Genomic DNA, 22035 nt, shown 5'->3' on the forward strand with positions numbered 1-22035 from the left:
GGATACTACCTTGACCCGAGCCAGGGGACAAAAACGCTGATGCCAGCGGCCAGTCGGCCTAGATCACGCGCAGCGCATGAACGCTGAAGCGCTGGTCGCTATCCGTCCAGACGCGTTCGGGCCGGAATCCGGCATCGGCGGCGAGCGCATGGAAGTCTTGGATGCCGTATTTGTAGGAGCACTCGGTATGGATGCTCTCGCCCCGCGCGAAGCTGAAGCCCTGTCCTCCGACATGAACCTTTTGATCGCGGAGGCTGATCAGGTGCATCTCGACGCGGCTCTTGTCCGCATTGAAGAAGGCCCGATGCTCGAAGGCATCCAGGTCGAAATCGGCATCGAGCTCGCGATTGATGCGGACGAGCAGGTTGAGATTGAAGTCCGCCGTGACGCCTTGGGCGTCGTTGTAGGCGGCATGGAGCAGCTCAGGCTGCTTGCGCAGATCCACTCCGATCAGGAGCCGGCCACCCTGACCGAGCATTTGGGCGACGCGCTGGAGGAAGCGGAGGGCGTCCTGGGGATCGAAGTTGCCGATGCTGGAGCCGGGAAAGAAGGCGGTGAGATTGGACCAATGGGACTCGAGCGGCAGCGTGAAGGGTGCCGAATAGTCCGCACAGGCGGCCCGGATATGGAGCCAGGTGAAGCGTGCCGCCAGCGTCTGGGCCGATGCGAGCAGATGTTCCCGCGAGATGTCGACCGGCACGTAAACCTGGGGCTGCAGCGCGGCCAGCAGGGTCTGGATCTTGAGGCTGCTGCCGCTGCCGAGCTCGATCAGCACCTTGTGGCGGCCGAGCAGTTCGGCGATCTCCGCGCCGCGCTCGCTCAGGATGCCGATCTCGGTGCGGGTCGGGTAGTACTCGGGCAGTTCGGTGATGGCGTCGAAGAGTTGCGATCCGCGCCGGTCGTAGAAGAGCTTGGGCGGCAGACGCTTCTGGGGTCTGGACAGCCCCTCCAGTACCTCGGCACGCACGTCTGCAGGGGCCGGATGATAGTCGTAGAAGCGGATTCGCTCCGATGGGTCCGAGGGATGGTCTGCATCCAGGTTGCCTTCCCAGCGGTCCGCTCGGTTCTGATCATGCTGAAGTCTGGTTGCGGCAGCTGCGCTCATTGGATGCTCTCCGCGAGTCTGAACCCCTTGAATTGCCAGCGTTCGTGCGGGTAGAAGAAGTTGCGGTAGCTGAGCCGGACATGATTGCGCGAGGTGGCGCAGGATCCGCCGCGCAGAACCATCTGGTTGCACATGAACTTGCCGTTGTACTCGCCGAGCGCGCCGGCCGGGGCGCGGTATCCGGGATAGGCCAGATAGGCGGAGCCGGTCCATTCCCAGAGATCGCCGAAGAGCTGGCGCAGTCCCTCGCCATTCTCGGCCGGGCGCGGATGCAGCCAGGCGTCGTCGACGAAATTGCCCCTGATCGGCCGATCCGCGGCGGCCCGCTCCCATTCCGCTTCGGTGGGCAGGCGCTTGCCGGCCCAGGTGGCGAAGGCGTCCGCCTCGTAATAGCTGACATGACAGACGGGTTCGGCCGGGTTCAGCGGGCGCATTCCGGCCAGGGTCATGATCTGCCAGTCGCTCGGGTTCGGCGTTCCCTGGCCTTCCCAATAGAGCGGGTGGGTCCAGCCCTCGCGTTTCACGGTCGCCCATCCGTCCGAGAGCCAGAAGGCCGGGTTCCGGTAACCCCCGTCGGCGATGAATTCGAGGAATTCCCCATTGGTGATCAGCCGGTCGGCGAGTGCGAAGGGTTCGACGAAGACGCGATGGCGCGGGCGCTCGTTGTCGTAGGCGAAGCCTTCCGGGCCAGCCCCGAGTTCCATGAGACCGGCATCGAATCGGGTCCAGCCCAGCGGCGCCGGATCGGCGATCGCTGCCGACGGCAGGTCCGGCCGGTAGGCCGGGCGCAGCGGGTTGTGGGCGAGGTGGTGCTTGATGTCGGTGACGAGGAGCTCCTGATGCTGCTGCTCGTGATTCAGGCCGATCCGCAGTCTCGGCCAGATGCGTGGCCAGTCGGATTCGGGGCCGTCCGCGATCAGCCGCTCCATGGCCGCGTCGACATGGTGGCGGTAGTCGTAGACCTCGGCCACGCTCGGACGCGACAGGAGTCCACGCTCCGGCCGGGGCCAGAAACCGGTTCCGGTCTGCTCGTAGTAGCTGTTGAACAGATATTCGAAGCGCGGATGGAAGACCTGATAGCCCGGCAGAAAGGGGCGCAGCAGGAAGGTCTCGTAGAACCAGGTCACATGGGCCAGGTGCCATTTGGGCGGGCTGGCCTCGGGTGCCGTCTGGAGTCCATAGTCCTCGGTGATCAGCGGTTCGCAGAGCTGCTCGCTGAAATGGCGCACGCGCTCGAAGTCGCGCGAGATCCGGATCCGATCCGTTTCCATCTGGTCCGTCGGCGGCGATGTATCCTGCATGTCGTCCTCCTCGTGTTCCGGTGCATGGAGGACAGAATGCGGTCGTGGCCGAGGATTTCCACCCTGTATCCTCGCGCCTCGATCGACAGCGGTCGGGTGCCGCGGGTCGGGGCGTTGGATGGGCGGCGCTGAGGGGAGAAAAGGGCCGAGAGGCCGGAGCAGGGGATGGACCCTCTCTTTAGAGCTGCTATGGATTAGGATGGGTGTTGGGATGCCTTTTCGGATCCGAGCCTCGGGACGGGTTGGGTAACGGACGCGAATACCCCAAGTTAGGCGAGTCACGGATCCTTCTTCGACAGGAGCCAAATGCGACGGATCGGAGTCCGGATTCGTCCTCTGGAGCACATCATGACCCGAAATCCGTTTTTTCCGAAATTCACCGATCTGCCATCCGACCTCGCCGTCTTTCCGCTCGCCGGGGCCGTGGTCATGCCGGGCGTTCAGCTTCCGCTCAATATCTTCGAGCCCAGGTATCTGAACATGGTCGGGGACGCTCTGGCCTCGGATCATCTCATCGGAATGGTTCAGCCGACGAGCGAAACCATGGCGGAAGAGACCCCCGAGATCCATCGCGTCGGCTGTGCCGGTCGAATCACCTCCTACAGCGAGACGTCGGACGGACGCATCGTCCTGGTGCTCACCGGGGTCTGCCGCTTTCAGGTGCGTGCCGAGATCGAGGGGCGCAAGGGATACAGGCGCGCATCCGTGGACTGGGAACGATTCGCCGCCGATTATCACAGCGAGACGCAGAAGATCCCGGACCGCTCGGGTTTTCTGTCCTCATTGAGGAGCTATTGCACCCTGCGGGGCGTCGAGATCCCCTGGGAGGATCTGGAGAAGATGAGCGACAGCGAGCTGATCAATCTCCTGTGCGCCCATCTTCCCCTGAGTCCGGAAGACAAGCAGGCGCTCATCGAGACCCTGTCGACCTTGGAGCGTGCCGCGTTGATGAGGGGATTGCTGGATATGGCGTCCGCGTCCAGCATGCGCGTCGCCGAGCACCGCCACTGACCGCCTTGTCCGGCAGTTGCGGCCCCATCCAGTCGAGTAGCCATGCTTCGAGAGGTTCGCGTCGGCCTGGATCCGCCGTCAGTCCACCTGTTCCAGGAGTTCCATCAGGACCCTCTGTTCCGCCGGCTTGACCAGGTGCCGATCGAAACCGGCGGCGGCGATGCGTTCCCTGGCCTGTTCGTGGCCGAGTCCGGTGAGCGCCACCAGCATCAGCTGCTTGGGATCCGGGAAGTCGGCCCTGAGTCGCTGGGCCATCTCCAGGCCGTCCATATCCGGAATGCCGATATCGAGAAAGGCGATTCGGGGACGGAAGCGCCGAGCGGCGGCGATTCCAGCGGCACCCGAATGGGCCGTTTCGACGCTATAGCCTAGAAGCTCGAGCAGCATCGCCAGTGCGCCCGCGACGTCCGCGTTGTCGTCCACCACCAGGATGCGCTTGAGGTCGGGTGCGGATGCCGGGATGGGACGGTCGGTCTCGGTCGCCGTCTCTTCGTGGGGCTGAGGCGTCTGGATTCGCGGCAGCTGGAGTCGCATTTCGGTGCCGCGATCCACGCCGGCGCTGATGGCCTGGAGGTGTCCGCCATGCATTTCGGTGAGGCGTCTGGCGATGGCGAGTCCGAGACCCAGTCCTCCGCTCTGGGTGTCCGCAGGTCTCACGCCCGGCGCGAAGAGCGTGAAGAGCGAATCGATCTGCTTCCGGCTCATGCCCTGTCCGGTGTCGATCACCCGGATCAGGATTCGATCGCTGGTCGTCTCGGTCTCGACGCGCACCCGACCGCCCGCGGGCGTGTATTTCGCCGCGTTGACCAGCAGATTGAGCAGAATCTGTGACAGCCGGACCGAATCGCCTTCGACCAGTACATCCGGACCGGGAAGGGTCCAGGTGAAATGGTGATGCCGCTCGTCCATCAGGGACTGCACGCCGTCGGCGACCTGTTGAACCATGTCGCTGACAGAGACCGGGCGCAGCTCCAGTTCCAGCCGGCCTTTGACGATGCGCGAGACATCGAGCAGGTCGTCCAGTAGCCGCCCCATGTGGGCCGTCTGCCGGTCGAGCACCTCCACGGCCCAGTGGATGCGCGGATCGTCGCCGATACCGACCCGGCGGATGATCTCGACCGCGTTGCGGATGGGTGCCATGGGATTGCGCAGCTCGTGGCCCAGCATGGCGAGGAATTCGTCCTTGCGCTGGTCGGCCTGCCGCATCGCCAGCTCGGCGGCCTTTTCCTTGCGGATGTCGCGCGTGACGGTGGCGAATTGCAGGGGGCGGCCGGTCTCGGGGTCGTCGATCCGCAGGGCGTCCCAGTAGACGTCGATCGCCTCCCCGGTCCGGAAATGGCGGAAGCGGATCTCACCGGACCAGCGGCCCTCGCGGGCGATGATCGGAAGCACCTCTTGCCTGGCGAATGGCAGGTCTTCGGGATGAATGAAATCCTCGATACGGGCCGCCAGAACCGCCTCGTCACTGTCCAGTCCGACCAATGCCTTGCCGGCTGGGTTGAGATAGATGCCGCGCTCGTCGAGGTCGGCGATGCCGATGAAATCGGAGGAGCATTCGACGACGGTGGCCAGCTCGCGCGCGCGGGCCTCGGCCTGGCGTCGGGCGGTGATGTCGATGATGGCCGCGACCGCCTTCAGCGGGTAACCCGTTTCGTCGCGAATGAAGGTGGCATTGACCAGGCCCCAGACGATTCGGCCGTCCTTGCGGACATAGCGTTTCTCGGTGAAATAGTCGGCCTGTTCGGGCTGCATCGCGCGCCTGAAGCTCAACAGGTCCTGCTCGCGATCCTCAGCATGGGTGAGCTCGTAGAAGGTCTTGCCCAGCAGTTCGTCCGCGGAGTAACCCAGGATCCGGCAGAGGCGCTGATTGGCGCTCAGGATGCTTCGCGTCTGGGGGTCGATGAGCGCCATGCCGACGGTCGCCAGTTCGAACATGAGACGGAACTGGTTCTCGCTCTCGCGCAGGGCCTGTTCGACCTGCATGCGGTCTGTGACGTCGCGGTTGCTGGCGCGCTTGCCGGCGAAATCGCCATTGGATTCGAACACGGCCTGGCAGATCTGCTCGATCCAGCGAATCTCGCCATCCGCTCTGAGGATGCGGAAGGTCTGAGTGTCGGGTTCACCTTCGCTGCAGCGCCGGAGCAGGTGCGCCATGACCGCCGCGCGGTCGTCCGGGTGGACGATCCGTTCCAGCAGATCGGGATCGATGAAGAAGGCGGAGGGCTCGTATCCGCTGACGCGTGCGCTGGACGGCGACATCCAGCGCAGACGCCCTCCCGGCGCGATCCAGTACTCCCAGTCGTAGGTGTAGTCGGCGGCCAGACGGTAGCAGTCGGCCGTGTCCGCCATGGCCTCCCGGGTCAGTAGGGATCGTGTGACGTCGAGAATGCAGACGTTGATTCCGTGGACCGATCCGTCCGGGGCCCTTATCGGGGCCAGGGTGACATCGAATCGCCGCGTCCCGACCGGGTCCGGCAGGGTCAGCCCGAGCCGCTCCGCGCGCGCCTCGTCCCATGCGCGCCGAGCGGCGAGAATGAACTCCGTGGAGGCCGTCAGGCGTTTGGCCCAGCCGGGTACCTGGAGATGGCTCGCATCGTTCGTTCCCCGATGGTCCGCGGCATAATGCCAGTTCGGCTGCAGTTGGACATCCAGGATGCACAAAGCGATGGCGATGTCGGCATCGGTTGCGGTCGAGCGACACTGTGCCGGGTGCGAAACGCTGAGTTCGGAGGGCAAGGGGGGTCGATGATTCGGGGTATGATCCTTACGTGCGGCGACGATACTCGTGGCTCATGGAGGCTTCAACCTTGAAATCGACCCCTTGGGCGTCTAAGTCGGTGTCCAATGACATCACTCAATGGGGAGGATTCTCATCATGGCTGTCACTCTCACTGAAGCGGCCGCCCGGCACGTTGCGAACATGCTGGCCAAGCGTGGCCATGGGGTCGGTCTGCGCGTCGGAACCAAGAAGAGCGGTTGCAGCGGCTACAGCTACGAGGTCGACTATGCGGACGATCTGGGGGCTTGCGACCAGATCTTCGAGAGTCATGGGGTCAAGGTGGTCGTCGACACCGAGAGCATGGAGCGCATCGACGGCATGGAAATCGATTTCGTGAGATCGAACCTGCTCAATCAGGGATTCGAGTTCAACAATCCGAACGCCAAGAACCCTTGTGGCTGCGGCGAGTCGTTCAGCGTCTGAGTGGATCCCGGATCCGGCGCCAAGCATAGACAGGTGGCAAGCGTAGCCATGCTCAACACGGAAATCAGCGAGATCATCGACAATTTCGAGCTTCTCGGGGACTGGGATCAGCGCTATCAGTATCTGGTCGAACTCGGCGAGCGACTGCCGGCCATGGCCCCGGAGGATAAGACCGATGCCAACCGGGTCATCGAGTGCATGAGTCTGGTGCATGTCTGTGCCCGACCGGATCCGGATCCCTCGCGAGCGGGGCTCGTCCGCTATCAGGGCGACTGCGATACGGCCATCATCAAGGGGGTCGTGGCACTGCTGGTGGGGCTGTTCTCGGGCAAGACGTCTGCCGAGATCGCGGATTTGGATGTGGACGCCCTGTTCGAGGGACTGCATCTGCAGGAGCACCTCAGCCCGAACAGACACGTCGGCGTCTATGCCATCGTGGATAAGATGAAGCGTCAGGCTACGGCCTTGGAACACTGAGGCCGGGACCGATCCGTGGGGGCAGTGGATCGTCCGTGCCCGGCTTCAGAGATCGTCTAAGCGATTCAATCTAGATGCGTTTCTGGTTTTGCACCGCACGCAAGAAAAGTTTTGGATTTATTTAATCCAGGTCATGGATCCGTCGACTGGCACCCTCCTTGGACGAGGTTTGCACACTGTGAATCCAATATACTTAGTTGGAGAGGATTCGTGCATCTTTCAGTTGTAGACGAGGAGGCGAACATGAAAACCTTTCTGAAATGCCTCGCGATCCTGCTCGCGATGACGCCTTTGATGGCGGAGGCCGAGGACTGGTACGTGGGGACGACCTTCGTTGAATCGGGCGACACCCATGCCTGCATCATCGCCCGATTCAAGGCGGTCGACGGTTCCTATACCCTGAGCCAAGCGGATGCCATCTACGATCTCGTTTCGTCGGCCTTGGTCGATCAGGATCTTGGTTCGGTCAAGGTGGATTCCGACATGCCTTCCACGAACCACGATAACGGCTACACGGGCGAGGGGCTGGCCAACTACTTTATCTCGCAGGGGACAGGCGTGTGCACTATAGGTGGTGTACCGGTGGACGCGGTCATTTTCCTCAGTGCCTTCCGCTGTGAGTATCAGAATGAGAACCAGATGTGCTTCAGGCTCTATGTGGACCTGGGCGAGCTTGACATGAGGTCGGTCGGGGTTCCTCAGGGGCCGGCGACGATCGGTGGCATCTTCATCAAGCGCGAGGTTTGGGACGCGGCCTTCGCTATGATCTTGGAGAATCCGGGTCTGATCGACCAGATACCGGATTCGAACGACATTCTCTATTAGCGACATCTCGCATTCAGGACGAGCCGCTATAGGTGAGGGTGTCTTCCATGACCCAAGCCCCAGATGATCTCTCGCTCGTTTCCGGGTGAGTTTCTTCGCTGAACGACGGTTGCGCCCGACTCATGGTCGGGTGCGCCTGTCATCGATTTGGTCCAGGATTCAGCTCAGCCGGATCGGCAATGTTCGAATCCGCTGTTTCGTCAATGCAAAAAGCGCATTGGCGACAGCGGGGGCCATGACGGGTATGGCGAGCCCGCCGACGCCACCTGGCTCGGCGTCGCTGGCGACCAGATGGACCGAGACCTCCGGCATTTCGTGTGCTTTCAAGGGCGTATAATCGCTCAGGCACCTCTGGTCGACGCGTCCCTTGGTCAGGGTGATCTTCCCCTTGAGGGCAGCCGTCAGGCCGAACGCCACCCCGCTTTCGATCTGGGCCCGCACGGACTGGGGATTGATCGCCTGTCCGCAATCGACCGCGCAGAGGATTCGGTGCACGTGGATGTCGGCGTTCTCCACTGATACCTCGGCGATGGCTACGATCAGGCTGCCGAACGCCTCGGCCAGCGCGAGACCCCGGCCTCGACCCGAGGCGGGCGGCTTGTCCCAGTCCGCCTCTCGAGCGGCCTCGTTCAATAGTGCTAGATGCCGTGGCCGATCCGCGAGATGGTTGCGCCGTAGCTGCAACGGATCCCGATCGGCCAGGTGTGCCAACTCGTCGATGAAACACTCGGCGGCGAAGCTATTGTGGTCGTAGCCGCCGCCCGGCCAGAGTCCGATCGGAACCTGGGTGTCGGCGCGGCGATATTCGATACGCTGATGAGGAACCCTGTAGGGGAGGTCGGCGGCCCCGGCCATCATGCAGGGATCGATCCCGTCACGGATCTCGTCCGGTGCGATCCGCGCGAGAACCGAGGGGCCGGCGACGCGATGGAACCAGGCCGTCAACCGACCCTCGGCATCGATTCCGCCACGCAGCCGATGCAGGCTCATGGGCCGGAAGAAATCGTGCTGGAGGTCGTCCGCGCGGGTCCAGACGACCTGCACCGGCCGCTTGAGCAGCTGCGACAGCTCGACGGCATCGACGACGAAATCCTGCTCGCGGCGCCGCTCGAAGCCGCCGCCGAGAAAGGTCGTATGGACCGCGATGCGGTCCTTCGGCAGACCTGTGATCCGCTCGGCCGTCGCCTGGGTGCGCCCTTGCGCCTGGGTTGGGACGTAGATGTCGCAGCGTTCGGTCGTGACGTCCGCCGTGCAGTTCATGGGTTCCATGCAGGCATGGGCCTGAAAGGGCACCTCGTAGACGGCCTCGATCTGGGCGTGCGAGCCATTGAGTGCCGTGCTCACGTCTCCATCCTTGCGGGCGACGGCGGCGCGGCCCTTGAGGGCGCCCTGCAGTCGATCGCGGATGCGGTTGGAGTCCGCCGCCGGGTTGGCGGACGGCCGCAGGCTGAGTTCGAGCTTATCGCGTCCGCGCAAGGCGGCCCAACTGGTCTTGGCGATCACTGCAATGCCATAGCGGACGGCGAAGACATCCAGCACCCCGGGGATCTCGAGCGCGGCCTCGGAGCGCCAGCCCGTGATGCGTCCACCGATGACCTCGCAGCGCGCGATCGACGCATAGAGCATTTCGGGCAGCTTGATGTCGAGACCGAAGCTGGCGGCTCCGAGCACCTTGTCCGGGCTGTCGATCCGTGGCTGCGGTGTGCCGATGAGGGTCCAGGCGTCGCTCGGTTTGAGCTTGGGCGCGGGTGGCAGAGGCAGCCGCGAGGCCGTTTCGGCCAGTTCGGCGTAGGACAGATTGCGCGGATCCTCGGCGAGATGGACGCGCCCGCGGCGGGCCGAGCATCGGCTGTCGGGTACGGACCAGATGGTGGCTGCGGCCGCGATCAGGAGTTGACGCGCGACCGCCCCCGCCTCGCGCATGATCTGCCAGGCATCGCGGATCGAGGTGCTTTCGCCGGTCGCCTGCTCGCCCAAGAGGTGATTGGTGTAGGCTGAGCCGACCGGTGCCTGCTCCACCTGGATTTGATCGAGCCCGACCTCCAGTTCCTCCGCCATGAGCATCGCCAGGCCGGTTGCGATTCCCTGTCCCATCTCGGAGCGCGCGATGACCAGCAGAATGCGTCCATCGGTATGGATGCGGATCCATGCGTTGGGAGACAGGATGCCGTTATGCTGGCTCGAATCCTGAGTGTCGGACTCCGGTTCTGCCCGGGCCTGGAACAAGATGCCGAGTGCCAGTCCGCCGCCAGTGGCCGCTCCTATTCGCAGCAGGGCGCGTCGGCTGAGGCGAAGCTCTGCAAGGGGGCTAGCCATTCTGGGACTCGGGGTTGGCGGTTCGGTGAATGGCTCGGCGGATGCGGTTGTAGGATCCGCAACGGCAGAGAACCTCCGACATGGCCGCATCGATCTGGGCGTCCGTCGGGCGTGGGTACTTGGCCAGCAGGGCGTCGGCGGTCATGAGCTGGCCGCTTTGGCAATAGCCGCATTGGGCGACCTCTTCGACGATCCAGGCAAGCTGCAGCGGATGTCGTCCGTCGGGCGACAGTCCCTCGATCGTCTTGACGGAATGGTTCGCCGCCGCCGAGAGCGGCGTCTGACAGGCGTTGACCGGTTCGCCGTCGAGTTGGACGATGCAGGCCCCGCATTGGCCTTCGCCGCAACCGTATTTGGTTCCAGTGAGCCCGAGGTGGTCGCGCAGGACCCACAGCAGAGGTGTGTCTGGATCCAGGTCGAGTTCCAATGGCTCGCCATTCAGTGTCACGGAGATCATCGTATCCCCAATTAGGAATCGTCGGACGAAAGGCGCGTTAGCATTGCAGATTTCAGGCTGCGGCGAAAGCAAGGCGCGAGGGCGCGTCTGTCGAGGCTTCCGCGGGGTTTCCCGCGCTACGGCATGCCGCGGGGCGCTCTTTGGCGAACGGCCCGGATCGCGGGGGCGAGGGGCAATGCGGTCGTCGGCGGGTTCGGTTGGGAGCACAGCGAACCCGCAAGGCATGACAGCAGGCCGTGACTGTCATCTCGAGTGGGCTGTCGCCTTCAGCGGCGTGCTGGAGTGGTCGCGCCGCTGAGTGCGGTCGAAGTGCTGGCGTTCGGTCAGTTGTTCTTCGCCCCCTGTTCGATCCAGCGCTCGATGGTCGCAATCTCTTTTTCGCTGATGGGATCCTTGCCGTGCGGCATCCGGATCGATTCGTCGACCTCGCCCGCGACGAGCCGGTAGAGGCTGCTGGAGAGGGGGTCGCTGGCGACGATCACTGGGCCGAATTTGGTGCCTTTCATGACGGAATCATAGGATTCCACCAAGAATCCGCTGGCCTCGAACCCTTGCCCCCCTTTCAGGTGACATTCGACGCAATGCTTGCTGATGATCGGGTGAACGTCCTTTTCGAAGCTGACGGTTGACTGCTGACCGCAGGCGCTCAGGCACAAGACCAGTGGCAGACTGATCGCGGTAGAAGTCATTATTCTTTTCATCATGTTTCTCCTGCTCCGACTAGGTGATGTGCGGCGAGCTGCCTGCAGCAGTCATGGACCAAGAGCGGTTTCTGCAGGGATAGCCGCATCGTCTCTCGATACCGCTCCGCTTACGGCACTCACATTATCGACCAATGGAGCGGCGAATCCATGATCGAGGCAGCATATCCGTAGAAAAAGACGCAGAATTTGTTCTTCGGTCTTGCAGGAGCAAAGCTGTGGTGTCGATCAGACGCCGTGATCGCCTTCCAGATCCTCGTAGCGATATCCCACGCCGTAGACCGAGTGAATGATTTCTCGATCGGGAAGGAGCTCGGCCAGCTTGCGTCTGAGCTTCTTGACGTGGCTGTCGATGGTGCGGTCCGAGACGACACGGTGGTCCCGGTAGATATGATCCATCAGACTGTTGCGAGAAAAGATGCGCCCTGGTGCGCGATAGAGTGTTTCCAGCAGGGCGAACTCGACGGCGGTCAGCTCGATCTCGCGATGCGGCGTGCGAACGCGAAGGCTTTCCGGCAGTAGCGAGAGGATCTCGTTGCGAGGCGTTCTCTCAGGTGCCTGGGTGCGTCTCAGTACGGCCTTGACCCGTGCCACCAGTTCGCGCGGGCTGTAGGGCTTGCAGACATAGTCGTCCGCGCCCAGTTCGAGCCCCAGGAGTCTGTCGATCTCTTCGACGCGCGCCGTGGTCATGATGATCGGGGTCTCGCTGCGCTCCCGGACATCGCGGCAGATGGTGAGGCCATCCTTGCCCGGCAGCATCAGATCGAGGAGGACGAGGTCGGGCTTGTTTTCCTTGACCCAGTCGGTGACGGTGGCGCCATCGCTCAAGTGGTGGATTTGGTATCCGCCCGTTCTCAGATAATCCGCGACCAGTTCGGCAAGCCGCTCTTCGTCTTCGACGATCAGGATCAGGGGTTGGGTTCGGCCGCTCATCGTGGATGCGTGCTCCATGTTGATCTCTGGAGGTCGTCGGGTCTATATGGGCAATTGGATTCTGATCCACAATCCTCCACGCGGGGCGGCGGATGCATGTATGTCGCCCGCATGGGCCTCGACGACGTTCTTGGCGATCGCCAGTCCGAGTCCTGCGCCTCCAGTGTGACGGCTGCGCGAGCTGTCGACACGATAGAGCCGCTCGAACAGGCGGGGAAGGGCAGCTGGCTGGACGGCGGGAGCGGTGTCCTGAAAGTCGATCAGGATGCGATCCTGCTGCCGGGCGATCGTGACCGTCAATCCGCCGCCAGCGTCCGTGTATTGCAGGCTGTTGCGCAGCAGGTTGCGGAAGAGCTGCGACAGACGTTGTCCATCGGCGTGGATGAAGGTCGGATCTTCCAGCGAACTGCGATACTCCAGCCTCAGTCCCGACTCCTCGAAGCGACGTCGGAATGCATCGATGTCTGCGCCCAGTATTTCGCCGACCTCGGTTGGCTCCATGCGATATCCGAGTGCCCCCATATCCGTGGTGGAAAGCTCGTAGAGATCGTCCACCAGGCGCCCGAGTCGTAATGCGTCAGCATGCAGGGTGTCGAGCGAACCCCGGTTCAAGGGGCGAATTCCGTCCTGCAACGCCTCCAGCTCGGCGAACAGCAGGGCGATCGGGGTTCGTAATTCGTGCGAGATGTCGGCGACCCAGCGTCTGCGAGTCTGTTCGTTTCGTTCGAGCGCGCCGGCGAGCGCGTTGATGTCGCGCCCCAGCTTGGCGATTTCGTCGCTCCCATGCACAGGTACCCGGGCGCTGTAATTGCCGGCGGCGAGTTGGCGGGTCGCGTCCTGAAAATCACGCACGGGCCTGACCAGCCGCCGTGACAGCGGGTAGGCCAGGACCGCGGACAAGAGGAGCATGCCGACCGCGATGATCCATAGGCGGTCGCCTTGGGTGGAGCGAAAGCGGATTTCGGCGTCCTCGGGCAAGGGCGGGCCTGGCGTCAGGATCAATTCGCCGATCTTGGCGCCATCCAGTTGTAAAGGGTAGTGGCGGCTGTCAGGCGCGAGCGGCTCGCGGCCATGGATGAGGTTGCCGCTCTGGTCGGCGAGAGCGAGCCGCATCTCGAGCGGGGTCGGGCGGTTACCTGAGGATCGCGGATTGGGCTCTTGCGACGGAGGCCTCATGCCCGGCTCGTTCGTTGCCTCTTTCCTCCAGGGAGGTGAGGCTCTGAAGCGCTTGCCTTTGAGCGGTCGGCCGCATCCGGGTTCGGGGGGAATGTCGGGGTGAAGGGTGTCGAGCCAGTGTCGGCGGCTGTTGGCGAGCGAGTCCCATGAATGGTCGCGCCGATAGATGGCGATCAGGTGGTCGGTGATGTGCTCGATACGTTCCTGTTCGCGCGCATCGGCCATTTCGACCAGGCCGCGCCGGAAGGACCATTGGACGAAGGCGTGCGTGCCGATCAGCAGGATCACGCACGCCAGCAGGATCGTGAGGAAGAGTTTGGAATGTATCGAGAGCCGCATGCCGCCGATGGTGGATCGGGAGGTTGCAAGAAGAATGGATTCCGCACCGCTCGATTACCAGCTCACGCATATCCGTGAATCCGCACTCCTTGATGTGGCAGTCTGCAGGCATGGTTTGCTGCATCGCGCGTCATTCGGGTCATGTGCTGCGTGGGGGGGGGGGCGGCGACTCGCCGCGATCTTGCACCGCTTCCGCCGCCCGCGCTTGGGCCGAACGTGATTTAGGCCCTGCTACGCAGCGGAGGCGTTCAGGTTCCTGTCCCTTGTGTGCAGCAGGGGTTGACCTCGATGGTGACATGCGCCAGTCCTGTGTCCGTCGGCAGCATGCGTTTGATCTCCGCCGGCTGTCTGGGCTTGTGTGAAATGATGGAGATGGCCGCGGCGTAGAGGTTTGGCCCGATGGACCAGAGATGGAGGTCGGTAACGCGGTCTTGCGTGTCTTGCTCGATCGAGGCGCGGATCTTCGAGCGAATGCTTTCCGGACCTTGACGGTCGACCAGGACCGCGCTCGTCGTTTTCATCAGCCCCCAGGACCAGCGCGCGACCAGCAGAGCGCCGAGGACGCCGATGATCGGGTCGAGCAGAACCCATCCGAAATATTTCCCGGTCAGGAGCGCGAAGATCGCGAGCAGGGAGGTCAGCGCGTCGGCCAAGACATGCAGGTAGGCCGAGCGGAGATTGTGGTCATGGTGATGTGAGTGGCTCGTCGCGTCTTGGTCGTGATGATGGTCGTGGCCGGCATCCAGAATCAGCACGGAGGCGCCGTTCACGATCAGTCCGATGATGGCGACTGCGATGGCTTGGTCGAACGCGATCGTGACCGGCTGAAGCATGCGCGCCAAGCTCTCCCAGGCCATGATCAAGGCGAAGAGGGCGAGTAGAATGGCCCCGGTGAATCCGGCCAATGCGTTGATTTTCCCTGTGCCGAAACTGAATTCGGCGTCCCTGGCGTGTTGGCGGGCATAGACATAGGCGAAGGCGGCGATACCTAGGGCGGCGGCATGGGAGGCCATGTGGAGGCCATCGGCAAGCAGGGCCATGGAACCGAACAGGATGCCGGTGCTGATCTCGATCAGCATCATCACGAGAGTGATGGCGATGACGATGAGGGTGCGCTGTTCTCCGGGGCGTCGGCGCTCTTGCCCGAATGCGTGGTTGTGCTGCCAAAGATGAAGGTGCTCGGCGTGCATCTCGTGTTCTCTAGAGTCGATAAGGTTTTTCTGTCAGTGGGTTACGCGATGGGGCGCTTGAGGCGTGAAGGATAATCGATCTTATTCTCGAAGGGCAACGCTGCAAGATCTTGCTGTTTGGGCGGTGCTCGTGGCGCAAGGTGGAGACATGTTTCGTCCTTGTAACGGTGACAATGCCTCGGTCGAGAAATACAATCCCCTGATTGTAGTGGGCGAACTCCATATCTAGACGGCCGGGGGAGCAACTCGTTGGCCTTCTCATGAGCTGGCGTTGCCTGTTTCGTCAGCTTGGTCCGCATCCGAGAGCCTGAGGCTTACCTGGAGGATGGGGTCGGGCGATTCATTCGATTTCGAATTTCGAGAGGAAATGCTCGTGAAGTATGCGGCGAAGAAGACTTGGCCCGAGAAATCCTCGGCTTGGGAGCACCAGGGGGATGGCGATTCCATCGAGGCTTTCGCAAACGAATTCGCGGTCTTGGAGCAGCTTGGCGCTGATAGCGAGTTCGTCGTGATGGAAAAGGAGGAGGGGGTCAGCCCCAAGCTCCAGTTTTTCAGGGTCGCAAGCGACTCGCCTTTGCAGATCGTTGCCGCAGAGCCAAGATCGTCGGGCAATGCGGCAGCCCCGGTGGAGGAACCGGCGACTGAGGGCGGCGAGGATTCTGCTCCTGTCGAGATGCCGAACCTGCGACCGGTCATATCCACCTTCTTCTACATGGGTAAAGTGGCGTTTATCGCAACCGCTGTGATCGCCCTGATGGCTGTTGGGTTGACCTATCTCAAGCACCTGCTGGCCTGATGCCCCGGGCCTTATCCTGCGTGTGCGCATAGAGTGCGCTCCGTTTCTGGCCCTTATCGCCAGAAAGACCTAATGCATTGAATGTGAAGGGTGCAGCTCGGTCTCCGATGTTGGTCCATCTGATATGTAAAACCTGCTTGACATCTGGTCATGTCAAGCTAAGATGACACCCAGGATCTCAGATGGGTCCTACAGTTTTTCAAGTCCCATTCAGGTGGGCATGGCATGCAGCTGGCGGCTTTCTACCGGATGACCTCCAGCGTGTTGAGTGACAGCATCAATTTCTTATATCGGAGGCCAATCATGGCTGATATGAAGAGTCTGTCGGGTCTGACCGAGCAGCAGGCAAAAGAATTCCACGAGCAGTTCAAGGTTACCTATACCGCGTTCGTCGGTCTGGCTGCTCTGGCTCATATGTTCGTCATCGCGGCGAATCCTTGGTGGTAATTTAGAGAGGGCATAGCAATGCAATTCATGGGTTACAAGCCGCTCGAAAACGATTATAAAATCTGGCTGGTCGTCAATCCTGCGACCTGGCTGATTCCTACCTTCATCGCACTGGGTGCTCTGGCAGTTCTGGTCCACGTCGTTGCGTTCTCGCTCGACGGTCAGGGCTGGCATGCGCCTGCGCCGGCAGCTGTCGAGGCTGCTCCGGCCGAGTAAGTTTGTCCTCTCGTGGCGTTTTTTGCCGCGGTAGAAACCTTGTCATCTGTTATTTGACAGTGGCGTAGTCAACATCCCTTTGGGAGTTAATGCAATGGCTGATCAATCTCTGTCGGGTCTCACCGAGCAGCAAGCTAAGGAATTCCACGAGCAGTTCAAAGTTACCTACACCGCATTCGTCGGTCTGGCTGCTCTGGCTCATCTGTTCGTGATCGCCGCTAACCCTTGGTGGTAAGCTGGTTCTAGTTCACTCTTAATTTTAGAGGTCAATACAATGAGCGACGTCGCAAAGCCGAAAAATCCCGAAGACGATTGGAAGATCTGGCTGGTTGTCAATCCTGCTACTTGGCTGATGCCTTACCTGTTCATGGTTCTTGGTATTGCCATTGCCGTGCACGTGGTCGTGTTCTCTGTTGGCTTGGGCTGGTAAGCTGGAGTCAATGCAGTTCAGCGGTAGCCCCGTGTTGCCGCGAACTCCGGGCGCGCGATAAGCGCGCCCGAAATGTGTATAGGGTGAGCTAATCGTTTAGTCATCATCCGTTGTCGGTCAGTTGTCCCTCCTGCTTTCCTCGCTTCATCTGGCTTAGGCTGACGGTATCAGTTGCTCTGATCGCCGTTCCTTGCTGTCTATGATTCTGGTTTTTTAAGGGCCTCTCGTTCGGGTTGCTGCCGTTCGATCTGTCCCTGAGTCGGCATTCTTGCTGGTTCCTGCCGTTGCCTGCCGACATGAATCGCAACCGTTTCCACGGTCGAAGACGCTGTTCCGCTCGTTCGCCTCTTTGGCGCTTGGGCGCTACTCGTGCTGTGCCGCCCTTGGCTTGTTGAGGGAGGCTCTGAAATCGACGCTTCCGTGGAATATTGATCCTCGTGTGGGTTTGTGTCCAAAAGGCTTGACATGTAACCCTGTCAAGCTAAGATGACACCCAGGATCCAGCGGGGTCCTGAAGTTTTGAGGTCGGCGCGCTTCTACTGTGCTCCCAGGCTGTGTGAAGCGGTATTATTCTCAAATGGAGGCCAACCATGGCTGATGCGAAGAGTCTGTCGGGTCTGACCGAGCAGCAGGCAAAAGAATTCCACGAGCAGTTCAAAATCACCTACACCGCGTTCGTCGGTCTGGCTGCTCTGGCTCATATGTTCGTCATCGCGGCGAATCCTTGGTGGTAATTTAGAGAGGGCATGACAATGCAATTCATGGGTTACAAGCCGCTCGAAAACGATTACAAAATCTGGCTGGTCGTCAATCCTGCGACCTGGCTGATTCCTACCTTCATCGCACTGGGTGCTCTGGCAGTTCTGGTTCACGTCGTTGCGTTCTCGCTCGACGGTCAGGGCTGGCATGCGCCTGCGCCGGCAGCTGTCGAGGCTGCTCCGGCCGAGTAAGTTTGCCCTTTCGCGGCGCTGTTTTGCCGCGGTAGATACCTTGTCATCTGTTATTTGACAGTGGCGTAGTCAAATATCTCTTTGGGAGTTAATGCAATGGCTGATCAATCTCTGTCGGGTCTCACCGAGCAGCAGGCTAAGGAATTCCACGAGCAGTTCAAAGTCACCTACACCGCATTCGTCGGTCTGGCTGCGCTGGCTCACCTGTTCGTGATTGCCGCTAACCCTTGGTGGTAAGCTGGTTCCAATTCACTTTATCATCAAAGAGAGTAATACAATGAGCGACGTCGCAAAGCCGAAAAACCCCGAAGACGATTGGAAGATCTGGCTCGTTGTCAACCCGGCTACCTGGTTGATGCCCATCTTCTTTGCACTGCTGGTTCTCGCCATTGCTGTGCACTGGGTTGTTTTCGCTGTTGGTCTCGGCTGGCAGTAAGACCCCGTATGGATCGGTTGTGGCCGCGTCGTCGGCCACGCCCGCAGCGGGCCTTGTATGATCTCCATACACGCCCCTTGCGATGGTGGACGGGGTATCTCTGCTATATGCTTGATGCCCCATCCGCTTGGATCGGGAGCCGGGACTGACGTGATCGGTTCCGGCTCCGGTATGTTGTGCCCCCGCCTTTTCGTCTTGCTGTTTTCTTCATAAGTATGTGTCTCGCCTATGGACTGGAGTGGCGATACCAGTTCGCGGTGCATTCTCGCGTTCTCCTGTGCATGCCGGCGGAATCCTCGACGGCCTTCCAAATAACCTCGCGGGGGCGTACCATCGCCGTCTTTCGTTCGCTCGGCGGCATTTAGGTTTACGCTGTCGTTGACGGCTGTTCTGCAAGCGAGAATGGGGCGGTGCCCTTTGAAGCCTGTGCCTTTCCCCTTCTCATATCACAAGTGGGAGATGATCTCGGCATGAGCCAACCTGTTGATCCGCGCGTGATCGCCGCTTGGCGTGAGCTGTTGATGCGCCTGATGCCGTTCTCTGACGTGGCTTCGGCGGACTTGCCGCTACGGCGTTTGTTGCGCCTGTCGCTGTTCCAGGTCTCGGTAGCGATCGCAATGGTTCTGCTGACAGGAACCCTCAACCGCGTCATGGTGGTCGAACTTGGCGTGCCGACCTGGCTGGTCGCAACCATGGTTGCCCTGCCGCTGGTGTTTGCGCCCTTTAGGGCCCTGATCGGTCATCGATCCGATTACCATCGCTCGGCCTTCGGATTGCGACGGATTCCATATATATGGTTCGGCAGCATGCTGCAGTTCGGCGGTTTCGCGATCATGCCGTTTGCCCTGCTGCTGCTTTCCGATACCGAGAACGCGCTGAACTTGCTGGGTAAGATTGGCGCTGCGCTGGCGTTTTTGATGGTTGGTGCCGGTTTGCATACCACGCAAACCGCAGGGCTTGCCCTGGCAACCGATTTGGCGCCTCAGGACAAGCGGCCCCGCGTGGTTGCTTTGCTCTACGTCACTCTGTTGGTGGGGATGTTGTTGAGCGCCTTGCTGTTCGGTCAGTTGCTGACGAACTTTTCCCAGCAGTTGCTGATCCAGCTGATCCAGGGCGCTGCCGTTGCGACGATTGTCCTCAACGTCGTGGCCTTGTGGAAGCAGGAGGCGATCGATCCCAAGCGCGCGGCTGCTCCCGAGAAACGACCTCCCTTCATGGAGTCGTGGCGGGCCTTTACGAGTGGCGGGCGTGCGAGCCGGCTGCTGGTCGTGGTCGGTTTGGGTACGGCTGCCTTCACGATGCAGGATATCCTTCTCGAGCCTTACGGGGGGCAAGTGCTGGGCATGAGCGTGTCTCAGACCACGGCGCTCACGGCTCTTCTGTCCGCCGGGACCTTATTGGCATTTGGGGTGTCCGGCTATCTGCTTGGTCGCGGCGGAAATGCTTATCGCATCACGGGCTTCGGTGCTTTGATCGGCCTCGTCGCCTTTTCTGCGGTGATCTTCGCGGCCAGCACGGGCTCCGCGAGTATATTCCGCTTCGGAACCGCCTTCATCGGACTCGGGGCGGGATTCGTTTCGGTGGGAACGTTGACTGCGGCCATGGATCTTTCCGAGGGCGGGCACAGTGGTCTTGCGCTAGGGGCTTGGGGGGCTGTGCAGGCGACGGCGAATGGCGTTGCGGTTGCGTTCGGAGGAGCCATGCGCGACATCGTGTCCGATATGGCCGAGGGAGGGATGTTTGGTCCTGATTGGGCGGGGCCGGTGATTGGCTATACGTCCGTCTACGCGCTGGAAATTCTGTTGCTCATGCTTACGCTGGTCATCCTCTTTCCCCTGCTGTTGAAGCGGGAAAAGTCGGCCGAACGCTCTGCATCGAAAATCGGGCTAGACCAACTTCCCTGATCTCCGGCTCGGATGCCAGGGGCGGCCTGGCCAGAAAGCCCGCGTTCCCATGGATTGGAACGCGGGCTTTTTGCGTTTTTGGAACCCTTTGGTCAGTCTGGCCCCTGGACTTGTTTTTTCTGGCGTTTCCGCCGGTATCCGGCTTTGGAGCTGGGCTATCCGGTGGCAGATTTGTCCTGGACGTCGATAGAGGCGGTCCAGGCGTGAGGAGTTGGGTCAGGCTGATGTATTGTTCGCGCGCGTCTTGGCGATAAGCCCGTCTGCGATCGTTAAGAGTTCCTTCAGGCTTTTCGCGTTTCTTCCCAGTACGGCGTATTTTCCGCCGACGGTCAGTGTGGGAACGGCGTCGATTTTGAATCGATCGACGAGATAGTCGCTGCGTCCGACCTGTGTTTGAACGTCGAACGAGTTGAAAACATCCATGAATTCATCCGTGTCGACATCTTGTTCCTTCAGCCAAGCGATCATGGTGTCTTCTCTGTAGAGCTTGATGCGTTGTTTTTGCATGGCATCGAAGACGGCTTGATGGAGATCGTCGAGGCGGCCGAGATCCTTCAGCGCAAAAAAAAGTTGGGAAAGGTTTTTCCAAGCAGCTCTTCCAAAGGATACGGGGACTTGCCTGAAGGCGACGTCTTCGGGAAGCTCTTCGGCCCAGGGTGTGAGGAGCGGGTTGAGGTGGCTGCAGTGCGGACAACCATACGAAAAGAACTCGAGAACCTCGATTTTTCCTGGTATATCGCTTGGATATGGCGGGTTGATTGCGCGCCAGTCCTCGCCCTCCACAAGCTCGGCGGCTGCCGCGGGTAGCGCGCAATAGCCCAAACTGGCGATTAGTAGGTGGTTGAACTGACGGCGGTTCAGTGTCACTGAGCGTTCTCCTTGGGTGGGTTCTTGAAAAAGTGGTGCGTTTTGATTGAAGGCATGCTAACGATGGGTGCTACCGAGTCGGGATTGCCACCAGAGCCATCCGCCCAGGCCGGCGCAGAGGGTGAAGCAGATGAGTGCCCAGTTGGCGAGCGACAGGCCAAGAATGGTCAGGCCGGTCTCTTCGCAAAAGCCGGTTGCCAGAAACATATCTGGCCAGCGTGAACCTAGCCATTCGACGAGTTGCTCGATCGGGCCTGGGCTACCGGCGGTGCAGGATACGCTTCCCATGGGCTGAGCTTGAAGCCAGCTTTGATAGGTTGCGACAGTCAGCCCCAAGCAGGTCGTGATCATGAACACTGCCTGGGGGGCGTGTTTGAGCGCCCGAGTTCCGGCTGATAAGGCTGATGCCAAGGCGGCTACACCCATGATGAGCAGCAGCAGTCGCTGAAAGACGCAGAGGTAACATGGATCGAGTGCGAACCAATCGGTCAGATAGAGTGTGAGGATTGCCACTGCGATGGTGCAGGCCGCCAGGATCGACCAGGCCTGGTGGGGCTTAGTCCAAGACATTGGGTTACTCCAAATCCAAGTCAAACATTCGTCTAGGCTCGCCGGTTAGATATTGGTTGGCGATGCTCCGTGCAGATCATACCGGAAGGCTAGGGTCTTCCGCGGTGGTGCCGTCCGGTGTTGTTCTTTCCGCTGGGCTTGGCAAACCGACAGCGGCTCGACTGAAAATATCCGTTGCTGCCTAAAATGCGCGGCCCGGATCTAGATTGCCCGCTTGCGCCCGATCGTCGCGAATCCGCTTGAGCCGTTGATACAAGGCGTTATGTTGTCGAATGCAAAAAATTGCGGGGGAAGGTTGACAGTCTTGTTAAAGTCGCTAGAATGCGCGGCTCTGCTGAGGGATTGGCGTGGTGGACGGGACGGAGGAGCGGTGCCAAGGCGCTGTT

At 61.0% G+C, this 22035-nt stretch carries 25 protein-coding genes; 14 read left to right on the forward strand and 11 right to left on the reverse strand.

Annotation, left to right across the window (positions count from 1 at the left end):
* Positions 1 to 58: 58 nt before the first annotated feature.
* Together egtD and egtB are read right to left on the reverse strand one after the other, a co-directional pair.
* The gene (gene egtD, locus D779_RS10815) at positions 59 to 1105 is read right to left on the reverse strand and encodes an L-histidine N(alpha)-methyltransferase (RefSeq protein WP_081763458.1); all 1047 of its coding nucleotides are present in this window, start codon (positions 1103 to 1105) and stop codon (positions 59 to 61) included.
* Positions 1102 to 2406: an ergothioneine biosynthesis protein EgtB gene (egtB, locus tag D779_RS10820; RefSeq protein ID WP_043753640.1), complete on the reverse strand. Its 1305-nt coding sequence runs from the start codon at positions 2404 to 2406 to the stop codon at positions 1102 to 1104. Before egtB ends, egtD begins: the two co-directional genes overlap by 4 nt.
* Positions 2407 to 2754: 348 nt before the next feature.
* Here egtB and D779_RS10825 point away from each other — a divergent pair, with 348 nt between their 5' ends.
* Positions 2755 to 3417 carry an LON peptidase substrate-binding domain-containing protein gene (locus D779_RS10825; protein ID WP_043753699.1) on the forward strand — a complete coding sequence of 221 codons (663 nt, stop codon included), beginning with the start codon at positions 2755 to 2757 and terminating at the stop codon, positions 3415 to 3417.
* A 78-nt stretch (positions 3418 to 3495) separates the two neighbouring features.
* On the opposite strand, the gene D779_RS10830 is transcribed toward D779_RS10825, so the two are convergent.
* Positions 3496 to 6153, reverse strand: coding sequence for a hybrid sensor histidine kinase/response regulator (locus D779_RS10830; protein WP_043753643.1), 2658 nt, complete (start codon positions 6151 to 6153; stop codon positions 3496 to 3498).
* 139 nt (positions 6154 to 6292) lie between these two features.
* Here D779_RS10830 and D779_RS10835 point away from each other — a divergent pair, with 139 nt between their 5' ends.
* From D779_RS10835 to D779_RS10845, 3 genes are all read left to right on the forward strand, one after another.
* Positions 6293 to 6619, forward strand: coding sequence for a HesB/IscA family protein (locus tag D779_RS10835; RefSeq protein WP_043753701.1), 327 nt, complete (start codon positions 6293 to 6295; stop codon positions 6617 to 6619).
* 48 nt (positions 6620 to 6667) lie between these two features.
* Positions 6668 to 7096: a SufE family protein gene (locus D779_RS10840; protein ID WP_043753645.1), complete on the forward strand. Its 429-nt coding sequence runs from the start codon at positions 6668 to 6670 to the stop codon at positions 7094 to 7096.
* A gap of 210 nt (positions 7097 to 7306) precedes the next feature.
* Positions 7307 to 7921, forward strand: a complete 615-nt coding sequence (locus D779_RS10845; RefSeq protein WP_043753648.1) for a hypothetical protein — start codon at positions 7307 to 7309, stop codon at positions 7919 to 7921.
* Between the two features lie 159 nt (positions 7922 to 8080).
* Here the strand turns inward: D779_RS10845 and D779_RS10850 are convergent, their stop codons facing one another.
* From D779_RS10850 to dmeF, 6 genes are all read right to left on the reverse strand, one after another.
* Positions 8081 to 10237 carry a xanthine dehydrogenase family protein molybdopterin-binding subunit gene (locus tag D779_RS10850; RefSeq protein WP_043753651.1) on the reverse strand — a complete coding sequence of 719 codons (2157 nt, stop codon included), beginning with the start codon at positions 10235 to 10237 and terminating at the stop codon, positions 8081 to 8083.
* Positions 10230 to 10694 carry a (2Fe-2S)-binding protein gene (locus tag D779_RS10855; RefSeq protein WP_043753654.1) on the reverse strand — a complete coding sequence of 155 codons (465 nt, stop codon included), beginning with the start codon at positions 10692 to 10694 and terminating at the stop codon, positions 10230 to 10232. The genes D779_RS10850 and D779_RS10855 overlap by 8 nt, the downstream gene beginning before the upstream one ends.
* A 323-nt stretch (positions 10695 to 11017) precedes the next feature.
* Positions 11018 to 11350, reverse strand: coding sequence for a c-type cytochrome domain-containing protein (locus D779_RS10860; protein WP_232424156.1), 333 nt, complete (start codon positions 11348 to 11350; stop codon positions 11018 to 11020).
* A 273-nt stretch (positions 11351 to 11623) separates the two neighbouring features.
* A complete protein-coding gene (locus tag D779_RS10865) occupies positions 11624 to 12328 on the reverse strand; it encodes a response regulator (protein WP_043753657.1) in 705 nt (234 codons plus the stop codon).
* Positions 12329 to 12370: 42 nt separating this feature from the next.
* Positions 12371 to 13843 carry an ATP-binding protein gene (locus tag D779_RS10870; RefSeq protein ID WP_043753660.1) on the reverse strand — a complete coding sequence of 491 codons (1473 nt, stop codon included), beginning with the start codon at positions 13841 to 13843 and terminating at the stop codon, positions 12371 to 12373.
* Positions 13844 to 14091: 248 nt separating this feature from the next.
* Entirely contained in the window at positions 14092 to 15033 is a 942-nt protein-coding gene (dmeF, locus tag D779_RS10875) for a CDF family Co(II)/Ni(II) efflux transporter DmeF (RefSeq protein ID WP_043753662.1), read from the reverse strand.
* 367 nt (positions 15034 to 15400) lie between these two features.
* Here dmeF and D779_RS10880 point away from each other — a divergent pair, with 367 nt between their 5' ends.
* From D779_RS10880 to D779_RS10915, 10 genes are all read left to right on the forward strand, one after another.
* A complete protein-coding gene (locus D779_RS10880; protein WP_232424157.1) occupies positions 15401 to 15829 on the forward strand; it encodes a hypothetical protein in 429 nt (142 codons plus the stop codon).
* 303 nt (positions 15830 to 16132) lie between these two features.
* On the forward strand, positions 16133 to 16276 hold the full coding sequence (gene pufB, locus D779_RS10885; protein WP_043753710.1) for a light-harvesting antenna LH1, beta subunit: 144 nt from the start codon (positions 16133 to 16135) through the stop codon (positions 16274 to 16276).
* An 18-nt stretch (positions 16277 to 16294) separates the two neighbouring features.
* The gene (pufA, locus tag D779_RS10890) at positions 16295 to 16492 is read left to right on the forward strand and encodes a light-harvesting antenna LH1, alpha subunit (protein WP_043753665.1); all 198 of its coding nucleotides are present in this window, start codon (positions 16295 to 16297) and stop codon (positions 16490 to 16492) included.
* 94 nt (positions 16493 to 16586) lie between these two features.
* Positions 16587 to 16727, forward strand: a complete 141-nt coding sequence (gene pufB, locus D779_RS10895) for a light-harvesting antenna LH1, beta subunit (RefSeq protein WP_043753668.1) — start codon at positions 16587 to 16589, stop codon at positions 16725 to 16727.
* Between the two features lie 39 nt (positions 16728 to 16766).
* Positions 16767 to 16922, forward strand: coding sequence for a light-harvesting antenna LH1, alpha subunit (pufA, locus tag D779_RS21655; protein WP_081763459.1), 156 nt, complete (start codon positions 16767 to 16769; stop codon positions 16920 to 16922).
* Between the two features lie 590 nt (positions 16923 to 17512).
* A complete protein-coding gene (gene pufB / locus D779_RS10900) occupies positions 17513 to 17656 on the forward strand; it encodes a light-harvesting antenna LH1, beta subunit (protein WP_043753671.1) in 144 nt (47 codons plus the stop codon).
* Between the two features lie 18 nt (positions 17657 to 17674).
* The gene (gene pufA, locus D779_RS10905) at positions 17675 to 17872 is read left to right on the forward strand and encodes a light-harvesting antenna LH1, alpha subunit (RefSeq protein WP_043753665.1); all 198 of its coding nucleotides are present in this window, start codon (positions 17675 to 17677) and stop codon (positions 17870 to 17872) included.
* Positions 17873 to 17968: 96 nt separating this feature from the next.
* Complete coding sequence (gene pufB / locus D779_RS10910) at positions 17969 to 18109, forward strand: light-harvesting antenna LH1, beta subunit (protein ID WP_043753668.1); 141 nt, start codon at positions 17969 to 17971, stop codon at positions 18107 to 18109.
* 40 nt (positions 18110 to 18149) lie between these two features.
* On the forward strand, positions 18150 to 18308 hold the full coding sequence (pufA, locus tag D779_RS21660) for a light-harvesting antenna LH1, alpha subunit (RefSeq protein WP_081763460.1): 159 nt from the start codon (positions 18150 to 18152) through the stop codon (positions 18306 to 18308).
* 470 nt (positions 18309 to 18778) lie between these two features.
* Complete coding sequence (locus tag D779_RS10915; RefSeq protein ID WP_043753674.1) at positions 18779 to 20212, forward strand: BCD family MFS transporter; 1434 nt, start codon at positions 18779 to 18781, stop codon at positions 20210 to 20212.
* Between the two features lie 216 nt (positions 20213 to 20428).
* On the opposite strand, the gene D779_RS10920 is transcribed toward D779_RS10915, so the two are convergent.
* Both D779_RS10920 and D779_RS10925 read right to left on the reverse strand, forming a co-directional pair.
* Positions 20429 to 21079, reverse strand: a complete 651-nt coding sequence (locus tag D779_RS10920; RefSeq protein WP_043753677.1) for a thiol:disulfide interchange protein DsbA/DsbL — start codon at positions 21077 to 21079, stop codon at positions 20429 to 20431.
* A 57-nt stretch (positions 21080 to 21136) separates the two neighbouring features.
* Positions 21137 to 21649 (reverse strand): disulfide bond formation protein B, encoded by a 513-nt coding sequence (locus D779_RS10925; RefSeq protein ID WP_052348044.1) that lies wholly within the window; start codon positions 21647 to 21649, stop codon positions 21137 to 21139.
* Between the last annotated feature and the right edge of the window lie 386 nt (positions 21650 to 22035).

Source organism: Imhoffiella purpurea (assembly GCF_000585215.1).
Lineage (GTDB): Bacteria > Pseudomonadota > Gammaproteobacteria > Chromatiales > Chromatiaceae > Imhoffiella > Imhoffiella purpurea.